General features: G+C 72.6%; 14 protein-coding genes and 1 pseudogene. 4 read left to right on the top strand and 11 right to left on the bottom strand.

Annotated elements, in window-relative coordinates:
* Positions 1–23: 23 nt before the first annotated feature.
* Positions 24–479 (bottom strand): annotated as a pseudogene (locus QQK35_RS20785) (glycine-rich domain-containing protein); the annotation flags it as partial.
* Between the two features lie 231 nt (positions 480–710).
* Here QQK35_RS20785 and QQK35_RS12690 point away from each other — a divergent pair.
* Positions 711–1,295: a YdeI/OmpD-associated family protein gene (locus QQK35_RS12690; RefSeq protein WP_284254492.1), complete on the top strand. Its 585-nt coding sequence runs from the start codon at positions 711–713 to the stop codon at positions 1,293–1,295.
* Positions 1,296–1,332: 37 nt separating this feature from the next.
* Positions 1,333–1,746: a hypothetical protein gene (locus QQK35_RS12685; protein WP_284254491.1), complete on the top strand. Its 414-nt coding sequence runs from the start codon at positions 1,333–1,335 to the stop codon at positions 1,744–1,746.
* A 45-nt stretch (positions 1,747–1,791) separates the two neighbouring features.
* Here the strand turns inward: QQK35_RS12685 and QQK35_RS12680 are convergent, their stop codons facing one another.
* The 3 genes from QQK35_RS12680 to QQK35_RS12670 all read right to left on the bottom strand — a co-directional run bounded on the left by QQK35_RS12680 (position 1,792) and on the right by QQK35_RS12670 (position 4,709).
* A complete protein-coding gene (locus QQK35_RS12680) occupies positions 1,792–2,694 on the bottom strand; it encodes an ADP-dependent NAD(P)H-hydrate dehydratase (protein ID WP_284254490.1) in 903 nt (300 codons plus the stop codon).
* Positions 2,684–3,415, bottom strand: coding sequence for a histidine phosphatase family protein (locus QQK35_RS12675; RefSeq protein ID WP_284254489.1), 732 nt, complete (start codon positions 3,413–3,415; stop codon positions 2,684–2,686). Before QQK35_RS12675 ends, QQK35_RS12680 begins: the two co-directional genes overlap by 11 nt.
* Before the next feature lie 76 nt (positions 3,416–3,491).
* Positions 3,492–4,709 carry an NADP-dependent isocitrate dehydrogenase gene (locus tag QQK35_RS12670; RefSeq protein ID WP_284254488.1) on the bottom strand — a complete coding sequence of 406 codons (1,218 nt, stop codon included), beginning with the start codon at positions 4,707–4,709 and terminating at the stop codon, positions 3,492–3,494.
* A 102-nt stretch (positions 4,710–4,811) separates the two neighbouring features.
* Here QQK35_RS12670 and QQK35_RS12665 point away from each other — a divergent pair, with 102 nt between their 5' ends.
* Positions 4,812–5,264 carry a GNAT family N-acetyltransferase gene (locus QQK35_RS12665; RefSeq protein ID WP_284254487.1) on the top strand — a complete coding sequence of 151 codons (453 nt, stop codon included), beginning with the start codon at positions 4,812–4,814 and terminating at the stop codon, positions 5,262–5,264.
* Between the two features lie 100 nt (positions 5,265–5,364).
* Positions 5,365–5,679 carry an MGMT family protein gene (locus tag QQK35_RS12660; RefSeq protein ID WP_284254486.1) on the top strand — a complete coding sequence of 105 codons (315 nt, stop codon included), beginning with the start codon at positions 5,365–5,367 and terminating at the stop codon, positions 5,677–5,679.
* A 3-nt stretch (positions 5,680–5,682) separates the two neighbouring features.
* On the opposite strand, the gene QQK35_RS12655 is transcribed toward QQK35_RS12660, so the two are convergent.
* The 7 genes from QQK35_RS12655 to QQK35_RS12625 are packed head-to-tail and all read right to left on the bottom strand — an operon-like array spanning position 5,683 to position 11,002.
* Positions 5,683–6,249: an FtsX-like permease family protein gene (locus QQK35_RS12655; protein ID WP_284254485.1), complete on the bottom strand. Its 567-nt coding sequence runs from the start codon at positions 6,247–6,249 to the stop codon at positions 5,683–5,685.
* Positions 6,250–6,251: 2 nt separating this feature from the next.
* Positions 6,252–6,620 carry a hypothetical protein gene (locus QQK35_RS12650; protein ID WP_284254484.1) on the bottom strand — a complete coding sequence of 123 codons (369 nt, stop codon included), beginning with the start codon at positions 6,618–6,620 and terminating at the stop codon, positions 6,252–6,254.
* Positions 6,578–8,440 (bottom strand): ABC transporter permease, encoded by a 1,863-nt coding sequence (locus QQK35_RS12645; RefSeq protein ID WP_284254483.1) that lies wholly within the window; start codon positions 8,438–8,440, stop codon positions 6,578–6,580. Before QQK35_RS12645 ends, QQK35_RS12650 begins: the two co-directional genes overlap by 43 nt.
* Positions 8,437–9,168, bottom strand: a complete 732-nt coding sequence (locus QQK35_RS12640; RefSeq protein WP_425564922.1) for an ABC transporter ATP-binding protein — start codon at positions 9,166–9,168, stop codon at positions 8,437–8,439. The genes QQK35_RS12645 and QQK35_RS12640 overlap by 4 nt, the downstream gene beginning before the upstream one ends.
* Positions 9,165–9,749, bottom strand: coding sequence for a PadR family transcriptional regulator (locus QQK35_RS12635; RefSeq protein ID WP_284254482.1), 585 nt, complete (start codon positions 9,747–9,749; stop codon positions 9,165–9,167). The genes QQK35_RS12640 and QQK35_RS12635 overlap by 4 nt, the downstream gene beginning before the upstream one ends.
* Positions 9,750–9,803: 54 nt before the next feature.
* Positions 9,804–10,544 (bottom strand): GolD/DthD family dehydrogenase, encoded by a 741-nt coding sequence (locus QQK35_RS12630; protein WP_284254481.1) that lies wholly within the window; start codon positions 10,542–10,544, stop codon positions 9,804–9,806.
* Entirely contained in the window at positions 10,541–11,002 is a 462-nt protein-coding gene (locus tag QQK35_RS12625; RefSeq protein ID WP_284254480.1) for a VOC family protein, read from the bottom strand. Before QQK35_RS12625 ends, QQK35_RS12630 begins: the two co-directional genes overlap by 4 nt.
* Positions 11,003–11,030: the final 28 nt, after the last annotated feature.

The following is an 11,030-nucleotide window of genomic DNA, read 5'->3' as shown; positions in this document are numbered from 1 at the left end:
CGCCGCGCCGCCCGCCCCGCCGAAGCCCGACGAGCCGTTGGAACCGGCCTTGCCGCCGACGCCGCCGGCGTACTGACCGAGCGGATTGCTGCCGCCGGCGGCCCGCTCGTGGTGTTCTGGGCATTCGTCTTGCTGGGCCCGGTCGCGCCGCCGCCGCCCACCGCAACGGTCAACGCCTGCCCCGGCGTCACCGCGATGGTGCCGGTGACGACGCCCCGATAGCCGCCGGGGTCGGGCGCGGCGGTCGCATCCGATCCACCGTTGCCGCCTTCGCCACCGGTGACGGTGACGGTGAGCGCCGAGATGCCGCTCGGCACGGTGAAGGTCTGCGTGGCGCCCGTGTAGGTGTAGGTGGTCGTGACGACCTGCGGGCCGGCCGTGGCGGCCTCCGGTGCGACGACGGCGAGCGCGACGATCGCGGTCGCCGTCGCGACGAGTCCGACGACGGCGCGGAGACGCGCGCGAACGGTGGTGTTCATGAATGGCCCCCAAGGCTCCGGTGGGGATGTCTGTTCCCCACCAGCCGGCGCCGCATGATCTGCGCCCGACACCACTGTGGTCGGCGCCGTCGGGCGCGGCGACCCCCGTGCGAGGGCAGACCGCGCCCCACAAGGGGGCGCAAATCCTCCTTTTGGGGGACGGATCGCGCTGGAATCGGGGGACGAGCCGTGCGGGCGGTCGCGACGGGGGCTCTGGCTAGGGTGTCGACCATGGTGGCGTTCGCCGACAAGCCGCTCCTGCATTTCGTCTCGGCCGACGCGTGGGACGCGTTCCTCCGCGCCGACCCTCCGGAGGGCGGGGTGCGGCTCCTGCTGCTGAAGAAGGCGGCGACCGTGCCCGGCATCCGGTACCCCGAGGCGCTCGATGTCGCGCTCTGCCACGGCTGGATCGACGGCCAGATCGGCCGGCACGATGCGGACTTCACCGCCCAGGCGTTCACCCCGCGCCGGGTCCGCAGTCCGTGGTCGCAGATCAACATCGGGCACGCCGAGCGCCTCATCGCCGAGGGCCGGATGCAGCCGGCCGGATTCGCCGAGATCGAGCGCGCGAAGGCCGACGGCCGCTGGGATGCCGCCTACCGCCAGAAGGACGCCGCCGTGCCCGACGACCTCCGCGCCGCGCTCGACGCCGAGCCGGCCGCCGCCGCCGCGTGGGCGACGCTCGACGCGCAGAACCGCTTCGCGATCCTGTTCCGGATCGGCAATGTGAAGCGCGCCGAGACGCGCGAGCGCAAGGTCGGGGAATTCACGGCCATGCTGGCGCGCGGCGATCGGATCTACCCGCGAGCCCCCTAGAATGTGAGCAATCCATTCAAATCCTCCGGGGAGAACCATGTCTGCACGCCGTCCGATCGCCGTCCTCACCGCCACCGCCGCGGCCGTCTTGCTGCTGAGCGGCTGCGCCGGGATCGGCGGGCAGAGCAAGCTGCAGGCCTGCGCCGACCTCGGGAAGTCGATCTCCTCCGCGACGGACGGCCTGAGCTCGGCGTTCGAGAAGGTGCAGACCGACCCCGCGGCGGCGCACGACGCGATCGTGAAGTTCAACGACAAGTTCCGCGCCTCCGTCGACAAGGTGAGCAACCCCGACGTGAAGAAGCCGGCGCAGAAGGCGGCCGACGACCTCGACAAGATGGCCACCGCCATGCAGGGCTACAAGGCGGGGTCCGACCCGGCCGCGCTCGAGAAGTCGGCGACCACCGTGCAGGACGACCTCAACGCGATCGGCAAGCTCTGCGCCAAGCCGTGACCCGCTGACCGGGGGCGCGGGCGGGATGCCGTCCGCGCCCCGTCGTCAGGGTTCGCGTGCCGGACGACCCTCTCCGAAGCGCACGAGGAGTCCCGGCAGTTCGTCGGCCAGCTCGTGCGCGAGGTAGCCGAGCGGGCCGATGCGCGCGGCGAGGCGATCGCCGGCCGCCGCGTGCAGGGCCGTGCCCCACACCGCCGCCCGCGCGAGGTCCGCTCCCCGCGCCGCGAGCCCGGCCACCGCGCCGGCCAGCACGTCGCCGCTGCCCGAGGTGCCGAGACCGGGTCCGCCCGCGGTGATGCGCCACGCGCGCCCGCCGGGCTCCGCGACGCGGTTCTGGCACGAGACCACCGCACCGAAGCGGTCGGCGATCTCGCGTGCCGCGCGGTCGAGGTCCTCGGCTCCGGTGCCGTCGACCTCCGTGCCGAGCAGGATGCCGGCCTCGGCGGGGTTGGGGGTGAGCACCAGCCGCCCGCGCAGGGCCTCGATCGTCTCGTCGGCGTCGGGCAGGCATCCGAGCGCGAAGGCATCGAGCACGACCGCGGTGCGCTCGCCGAGCATCCCGGGCAGCTCGTCGAGCTGGGCGCGCGTGGTGCGCAGATCGTCCAGGCCCGGTCCGAACAGCAGCGCGTCGGCGGATCGGATGTCGTCGGCGGCCGCGCTCAGCGCGCCGCCCGCCACAGAGCCGTTCCTCGTCTCCGGAAGCGGCACGATCCCCGACTCGGGTACCGCCGTCCCGACGGCGGTCGCGACGGACGCGCCGACCGCGAGGGTCAGGCGCCCCGCGCCCGCACGGAGTGCCGCGGTGCCGGCGAGCATGACCGCACCCGCGGAACGCAGCGCTCCGCCCGCCACGACGACCTGGCCCCGGCTGTACTTGGAGTCGCCGCCCTCCGGCAGCGGCCAGTTCCGCAGCAGCTCGGGCGTGACCCGCGTGGCGTCACCGGACATCGCTGCGCTCGCCCTCGTGCTCGGTGACCGGGGCGTCCTGCTCGACGAGATGCGCGGTCTCCCCGAGCGCCTCGAGACGCCAGCCGCCGCCCTGGCGTACCAGCCGCGTGAACGACGCGTTCGCCAGCACGTTGCCGTCGATCAGGTCGAAGAGCGCGGCCTCGTCGAGGCTCAGGCAGACGTAGACGACGAGCCAGATCACCGCGTCGTGCACCGCGAGCAGGGCGACGCCGCCGCCGTCATCGGCGTCGCGCAGGTCGTCGGCGTCGCGCAGGAACGACCGCAGCCGCGCGGCCACGTCGGCCCACGACTCTCCGCCGGGCGGTCGGTAGTAGAGCTTGCCGAGCCGGCTCCGACGCGCGCGCTCGGCCGGCAGCAGGTGCTCGACCCCGTGGCTCGTGAGCAGGTCCAGGATGCCGAGCTCGCGGTCGCGGAGGCGCTCGTCGAGACGGATGCGCCCGGGCTCCGCGTCCGGCAGCGCCAGCTCGATGGTCTGCCGGGCGCGCAGATAGGGCGAGGACCACACGGCATTCGGCGCGCAACGCCCCGCGAGCAGGCGGGCGAGGGCGCGCGACTGCTCACGGCCGGTGTCGGTCAGCGGCACGTCGGCATCCCGCCAGGCGATGTCGATGCGGTCGGCGCCGTCCGCCTCCGCGCGGGCCGCGGCCACGTTCGCCGCGCTCTCGCCGTGGCGGACGAGCCAGAGCTCCGAAAGGGTCACCCCGCCATCCCACCACGCACGAGGGGCCCGGATGCCGCGCATCCGAGCCCCCAAGGCGACGTCCGGGTTGGCGCTCCTAGCCGAGCGCGCGCTGCAGGTTCTCGTCGATCGTGGCGAGGAACTCCTCGGTGGTCTGGAACGGCTGGTCCTGGGAGATCAGCAGCGCCAGGTCCTTCGTCATCGCACCCGACTCGACCGTCTCGATGACGACCCGCTCGAGCGTCTGCGAGAAGTCGATCAGCGCCTGGTTGCCGTCGAGCTTGCCGCGGTGCGCGAGACCGCGCGTCCACGCGTAGATGGAGGCGATGGGGTTGGTCGAGGTCGGCTTGCCCTGCTGGTGCAGGCGGTAGTGCCGGGTGACGGTGCCGTGGGCGGCCTCCGCCTCGACGACCTTGCCGTCGGGGGTGGTGAGCACGGAGGTCATGAGGCCGAGCGAGCCGAAGCCCTGCGCGACCGTGTCGGACTGCACGTCGCCGTCGTAGTTCTTGCACGCCCAGACGTAGCCGCCCTCCCACTTGAGCGAGCTGGCGACCATGTCGTCGATGAGCCGGTGCTCGTAGGTCAGGCCCGCGGCCGCGAACCTGTCCTTGTACTCGGCGTCGAAGACCTCCTGGAACAGGTCCTTGAAGCGGCCGTCGTAGGCCTTCAGGATCGTGTTCTTGGTGGAGAGGTAGACCGGGAAACCGCGGTCGAGACCGTAGTTGAACGACGCGCGTGCGAAGTCGCGGATCGACGCGTCCTGGTTGTACATCGCGAGGGCGACGCCGCCGCCGGGCGCGTCGAACACCTCGAACGACTGGGCCTCGCCGCCATCCTTCGGCTGGAAGCTCAGGGTCAGCGTGCCGGGGCCGTCGAAGACGAAGTCGGTCGCGCGGTACTGGTCGCCGAAGGCGTGGCGGCCGATCACGATCGGCTTGTTCCAGCCCGGCACGAGCCGCGGGATGTTGGAGATGACGATCGGCTCGCGGAAGATCACGCCGCCCAGGATGTTGCGGATCGTCCCGTTCGGCGACTTCCACATCTTCTTGAGGCCGAACTCCTCAACGCGGGCCTCGTCAGGCGTGATGGTCGCGCACTTGACGCCGACGCCGTGCTTCAGGATCGCGTTGGCCGCGTCGATCGTGACCTGGTCGTCGGTCGCGTCTCGGTGCTCGATCCCCAGGTCGTAGTACTCGAGATCGATGTCGAGGTACGGGTGGATGAGGCGCTCCTTGATGAACTGCCAGATGATGCGCGTCATCTCGTCGCCGTCGAGCTCGACGACCGTGCCCGTGACCGTGATCTTCTCGACCATTCCTGCTCCTTCTCGCTGCCCACGGCAGCCTATCGTCCGGCGTATTTATCTTGATATCAAGATACCTCATCCGAGCGCGGGGGCAGACCGTATGGTGGATGCATGGCGGAGCTGAGACTGCAGGAGCTGGACGCGCGGAACGCGGTCGCGGCGAACAGCCTCATGCTCAAGCCCGGCCAGGAGGCCTTCATCGAGCCGGAGACCTACGCGCACGCCGAGCCGCAACTCGACAACGCGAACTCCTGGCCGCGCGTCGTGGTCGACGGCGACGACGTGGTCGGCTACATCATGGCCAACTTCGACCCGGATGCGTCGGAGGAGTTCCTGCGCGCGGCGCTCTGGCGCATCAACGTGGCGGCCGACATCCAGGGCACCGGCGTCGGCCGGTTCGCCGTGCAGGCGTTCGCCGACGAGGCCCGCGCCCGCGGCTTCCGCCGTGCGACGGTCGTCTGGGCCAGCGGCGAGGGCGGCCCGGAGATGTTCTTCCAGTCCGTCGGCTTCACGGTCGTGGGCGAGACCCCCTACGGCGAGAACCTCGGCGCCCTCGACCTCTGACCCCGCCCCTCGCTTCCGTCGCCAAAAACGCCCAGTCCACGCGCCCCGAGATGGTCGTTTTTGGCGAGGGAACGAGGGGGATCGCGAGGAAGGGGTCCGGATGGCGCAGCCGGCCGACGACTTCGTGAGTCGCGTTCTCGACGTGGTCGCGGCGATCCCGCCGGGCCGGGTCATGGCCTACGGCGACGTCGCGGCCGCGATCGGGTCGCGCGCCGCGCGCGGCGTCGGGCAGGTGATGGCCTACTACGGCGACCAGGTGCCGTGGTGGCGCGTCGTGCGAGCGTCGGGGCACCCCGCGGTCTGCCACGAGCAGCGCGCGATCGAGCATTTCCGCGCGGAGGGCACCCCGCTGCTCTGGTCGCGCGATGGCACGGTGTTCCGCGTCGACCTGGACGCCGCGCGGTGGATCCCGTAGCGGCTATCCGATCGCCGTGCGGTCCACGAACGCCGGGCGACGCACCCGGCGGGTGAGCGCCGTGACGATCGCGATCACGAGCGGGACGCCGACCGCGGTCGCGCCGAGTTGCAGCCAGGGCGGCGCGAACGCCATCTGACCCGAGAGCGACATCGCATAGGCCGGCACCAGGGCGAACGCCCCGCCCACGATCGATCCGAGCCCGGCGAGCACGAGCGCCTGCCAGAACGCGATCCCGCGCAGCGTGCGCGGAGGCGCCCCCACCGCCCCGAGGGTCAGCTCGTCGCGCCGCGCATCGATGCGCGCCAGCCCCAGGGCCACGACCGAGGCTCCGAGCGTGATGAGCCCGGCGACCCCGAGGACGATCCAGCCGACGGTGCCGGCGAATCGCTGCGGGCCGTTCTCGACGTAGGAGTACGCCGTCGGTCGCAGGTCGGTGTTGATCCTGCCGGCGCCGACGGCCGCGGCCAGCTCGTCGAGCTGAGCCTGCGACGGCTGGTGCGACGGTCTCGCGAGCAGCACGATCGGTCGTGGATGCAGCCCGAGCCGGTGGGCCGTCTCGGGGGACACGATCACCCCGAATGCCGCCGGATGCCGCCCGGGATCGACGACGGCATCGACCGACCTGCTGCGCTGCGGCGTGCCCCCGGCCGGAAGAACTCGCCGTCGAAGAGCTGCGCGGGGGTCCACCAGTCGAGGGTGACCTTCCCGTGCTCGACGAACTGCGGATAGAGCGAGACGGCTCCGCCGTCCCGAAGCGCCGTGACGGCGGCGCTCGACGGTCGCTGCCCCAGCACGGCCGCGAGGTCGCCCTGGTCGCCGACGACGATCTGGTTGTTGCCGCGGTTCTCCACGTACGGCGGAAGGGCGCAGGGCGCGCTGCTCTGCGACCGCAGGGTCAGGCAGTGACGTGAGGCGGCATCCGGCCGGACGGTCGCCACGGGCGTGCCCGACGTCGGCGTCGTCGTCGCGTCGCTGCGGTATCCCTCGCTGGGCGGGGTCTCCCCTCGATCGTGCGGACGCTCCGGACACCGAGCACCCGCTCGAGCGTGGCTCGATACGACGAGACATCGGTCAGCGGTTGGGCCGGATCGGGCACGCTGAACGAGACCGCGACATCGCCGAGGGGCGCCTGGTAGAGGTACGACGCCTCCGACTGGCGTTCGCCGCCGGACAGCGCGGCCATCAGGAACGCCGCCACGAAGATGGTGCTCATGACGGCGGCGACGGCGGGGACGGCGCGGGCGCTGTTGCGCGCGAGATCGCGCGTCGCCATCCGGGCCGACGCGTTGCGCGCCCCGAGGCGGGCGACGGCGCGCAGCAGCACCGGCACGCCGAGGATCGCCCCGAGCTCGAGCACGATCGACCCGACGGCGATGAGGGTCGGTCCGAGCCAGCCCAGCCGCCAGTCGCCGGCCCGCTGCAGCACCAGCGTGAGGATGCCGCCGACGACCGCGATCCCGATCCCCACGAGCATGACGACGACCCCGAGGGCGGGCGCCAGTCGGCTCGGCCGCGGCGGGCGCCGCGCCCCACGCAGCGCCGACACGACGTCGAACCTCGACGCCGTGCGGCCCGGCACCGCGGCCGCGATCCACGACGCGAACACCGCGACGAGGGCGATCAGCCCCAGAGCCACCGGGCTCACGCCGAACGTGTAGTACTGCATCGTGCTTCCGGTCCGGCTCACGGCCATGTAGATCGCGGCGAGCCCGACACCGATCGTGATCCCGCCGAGCGCTCCGAGCGCGCCGATCACGATCCCGCCGACGGCGACGGATCGCGACAGCAGCCGTCGGTCGGCGCCGACGCTCGCCAGCACCGCGAGCGCGCGCTGCTCCTGGCGCGCGCCGACGAGGAATCCGGCGCCGGCGAGGAGAGCGACCTCGAAGAGCATGAAGCCGCCGACCATGCCGATCATGGCCGCGTAGCTCCAGATGATGCCGTCGGCGGCGGAGAAGAGATCGGCCGAGGTGTACGGAGCCGTGGCGGCGAGGGACAGGACAAACGCCCCGTGCCGGTTGAAGTCGTGGATGTCGGCCAGGGTCACGGCCGGGCCGGCCAGGTAGTAGGTCCAGAGCGTGGGATCCGGGCCGAGGCCGCTGAACGCGGTGCGGCCTCCGAATACGGTCGGCGTCCTCGGGTCGCTCGTGCGGTCGAGCATCGTGCCGACGATCCGGTAGCTCGTCGCGTCGGGGGTGCGCACCGTGTCGCCCACCCGCGCGCCGAGCCGGGCGAGCGCGGAGGGAGAGGCCAGGATCTCGACCGCGCCGCGCGGAGCGTGCCCCGACAGCAGGTCGAAGCGGCCCCGGAACGCCGGATCCCAGGAGCGCCCCGCGGTGGCGCTGATCTCGGCGACCCCGTGCGCGGTGCGGAGGTAGACGCCGGTCGGGCTGATCGGAACGACCCGCCAATCCGACGGCAGCCAGGTGGTCGGATCCGTCGGGGTGAGCTCGCCGTATCCGTCGGGGTAGGCGCTCGTGGCGGTCTGCCTGACGTGGTTGGACATCATCTGCATCGAAGCCGCCATGTGCCCGAGCTGGGCCTGCGCGGTCTGCGCCGGGCTGCCCACCATGCTCAGGCCGACCGTCGCGGCGCCCGCGAGCCCGATCACCGGAAGGGCGACGAGCACCGCGATGAGGAACGAGCGCCCCGGCGCGCGCCGCGCGTTGCGTGCCGCGAGCGTGAACGCCAGCCGGAACCCCGCTCGGCTGCGGCGCGGGAGGCGCGGTCCGCTCGGGCCGGGTGCGGGAGCGGTCATGCCGACCGCCGGGCCAGCGCCTCGACGGACTCGGTCTCGGAGCTGCCGACGATGCGGCCGTCACGCAGGAAGACGATGCGGTCGGCCCACGCCGCGTGCCGGGGGTCGTGGGTGACCAGGATCCCGCCGGCGCCGGCGTCGACGCGCGCCCGTAGCATCCGGAGCACCATCTCGCCCGTCGTGGAGTCGAGGGCACCCGTCGGCTCGTCCGCGAGGATGAGCGACCTGCCGCCGACCACGGCGCGTGCGATCGCCACCCGCTGCTGCTGGCCGCCGGAGAGGTCGTCCGGGAAGTGATTCGCGCGCTCGGCGAGCTCCACGACGTTCAGCGCGTCGCGAGCCGCCCGGCGCGCCTTGCGCAGCTTCCAGCCGTCGAGCTCGAGCGGCAGGCTCACGTTCTCGATCGCGGTGAGAGCCGGCACCAGGTTGAAGTCCTGGAAGACGAAGCCGAGGGTGCGGCGTCGCAGCGTCGCCAGCTGACGGGCGTCGAGCTCGCTGAGCCACCGGCCCTCCACCACGACCTCGCCGCCCGTGGGCCGGGTGAGGCCTCCCGCGATCGTGAGGAGCGTCGACTTGCCGGAGCCGGACGCGCCCATGATCGCGACGAGCTCTCCGCGTTCGACCGTCAGGTCGACTCCGGCCAGGGCGATGACCGACGTCGCGCCGTGGCCGTAATGCATCGAGACGCCGTCCAGCCGCAGCAGGGGCTCGTTCGTCGCGGCGGTCACCGGCGGGCCTCCGTCCGAGCGGCGGCGCGGGATGCCGGCACGCGACCGCCGGTGCGCAGGTCGCTGCGCCGGATCCGCTCCTCCGAATGGTCGAGCCACCGGATCTCGGCCTCCGCCTGGAAGATCATCGAGTCGACGACGAGCAGCCACGCGAGCTCCTCCGGCGACGACGGGTCGCCGCCGGCGACTTTCGCGCGGGTCAGATCCTGCAGCGTGCGGGCCGTCGCCTCACGCTGGGCCTGGATGATCGCGGCCAGATCGACGCCCGGCAGCGTCGCCGCGATGGCGAGCTTCATGGCCAGCTCGTCGCGCCCCTGGGCGGGGCGCTCGACCGGGGACGCCAGCCACCGCTCGGCCTCCGCGCGCCCGGCGGCGGTGATGCTCCACTGCCGGCGCCCCTCGGCATCCGCCCCGGCGTCGGCCACGAGTCCATCGCGCTGCAGCCGGTCGAGTGTCGTGTAGATCTGCCCGATGTTGAGGGGCCAGGTCGACCCGGTGCGGGCCTCGAACTCCTGCCGGAGCTCGTAGCCGTAGTGGGGGCGTTCGCCGAGCAGGGCGAGCAGGCTGTTCCGAACCGTCACGATACCGAGTATGCATACCGGGTATCGTGAGGTCAACTCACGCGGCGGCGTGTCTCACACCGCGGTGTAGCCCCCGTCGATGACGACGTTCTCGCCGGTGATCATCGCGGCGTCCTCGTCGGCGAGGAACGCGATGAGCGCCGCCACCTCGTGCGGCTGCGCGAACCGGCCGACCGGGATCAGCTTGCGGAAGGCCTCGCCCCGCTCCCCCGCCCAGGCCAGCTGGGCGAGCGGCGTGTCCACCACGGTCGGCGAGATCGCGTTGACCGTCACACCGTGCGGCGCCCACTCCCGCGCGAGCACCTTCGTCATCCCCAGGATGCCGGCCTTGCTCGCCGAGTACGCGACGTGCTGGTCGAGCGCGATGAGCGCGGCCTGCGAGGCGATCGTGACGATCCGGCCGTACCCCGCGGCGGTCATGACGCGACCCGCGGCCCGCGCCATGCGGAAGCTCGCCGTGAGGTTGACCGCGAGCACGGCATCCCAGTCGGCGTCCTCGACCTCGAGGGCGGGGGCGAGCCGGGCGATGCCGGCGCAGTTGACCAGGATGTCGATCCCGCCCGCCGCCGCGACCGCCTGCTGCGCGACGGCATCGGCGGCCCCGCTCGCGGTGAGGTCGGCGACCATCGCATGGTGCCCGTCGCCGGGCAGGCCCGCGACCGACTCGTTCACGGCCTCCGCGAGGTCCACGCCCACGATGTGCGCGCCGCGCTCGGCGAACAGCTGCGCGACCGAGAGCCCGATGCCGCTCGCCGCCCCCGTGATGACCGCGACGCGGCCCGCGATCCCGCTCACGCGGCGGCCGGCGTCAGGTCGGCGATGACGATCCTGGTCATCTGCAGCATGGCACCGTACGCGTACGACCGGCGCTCGGCATCCGGGCTCAGGATCGCCTCCTCGAGCTCGACCGGCACGATCTGCCACGAGACGCCGAACCGGTCGGTGATCCAGCCGCACGCCACCTCGCTGCCGCCCTCGTCGAGGAAGCCCTCCCAGATCCGGTCGACCTCGTCCTGCCCGCCGTCGAGCGTCACGTAGAGCGAGAGCGCATCCGTATGCGGATGCCCCGGCCCGCCCTGCAGGCCGATCACCCGTCGCCCGCCCACCTCGATCCACACGCCGAGCAGCTTGCCGTCGGGGTCGAGCATGTCGGGGCGGCGGTGCAGATCGCCGAAGATGCGCTCGTACGACGCGATCGCCTCGGCGAGGTCGTCGTCGTACCAGATGAACGGGGTGACGTCGGTGACAGCCATGGAGCCAGTGTCCCCCATCCCCGGCCCG

It is taken from the genome of Pseudolysinimonas kribbensis (assembly GCF_030161895.1).
Lineage (GTDB): Bacteria > Actinomycetota > Actinomycetes > Actinomycetales > Microbacteriaceae > Pseudolysinimonas > Pseudolysinimonas kribbensis.
This window is presented reverse-complemented; position numbering and strand designations above follow the sequence as displayed.

What these genes read in the sequence shown, in the direction of transcription:
- QQK35_RS12690 (WP_284254492.1), top strand. Translation starts at nt 711, where the DNA reads ATGGTGGCGTTCGCCGACAAGCCGCTCCTGCATTTCGTCTCGGCCGAC.
- QQK35_RS12685 (WP_284254491.1), top strand. Translation starts at nt 1,333, where the DNA reads ATGTCTGCACGCCGTCCGATCGCCGTCCTCACCGCCACCGCCGCGGCC.
- QQK35_RS12680 (WP_284254490.1), bottom strand. Translation starts at nt 2,694, where the DNA reads ATGTCCGGTGACGCCACGCGGGTCACGCCCGAGCTGCTGCGGAACTGG.
- QQK35_RS12670 (WP_284254488.1), bottom strand. Translation starts at nt 4,709, where the DNA reads ATGGTCGAGAAGATCACGGTCACGGGCACGGTCGTCGAGCTCGACGGC.
- QQK35_RS12665 (WP_284254487.1), top strand. Translation starts at nt 4,812, where the DNA reads ATGGCGGAGCTGAGACTGCAGGAGCTGGACGCGCGGAACGCGGTCGCG.
- QQK35_RS12660 (WP_284254486.1), top strand. Translation starts at nt 5,365, where the DNA reads ATGGCGCAGCCGGCCGACGACTTCGTGAGTCGCGTTCTCGACGTGGTC.
- QQK35_RS12645 (WP_284254483.1), bottom strand. Translation starts at nt 8,440, where the DNA reads ATGACCGCTCCCGCACCCGGCCCGAGCGGACCGCGCCTCCCGCGCCGC.
- QQK35_RS12625 (WP_284254480.1), bottom strand. Translation starts at nt 11,002, where the DNA reads ATGGCTGTCACCGACGTCACCCCGTTCATCTGGTACGACGACGACCTC.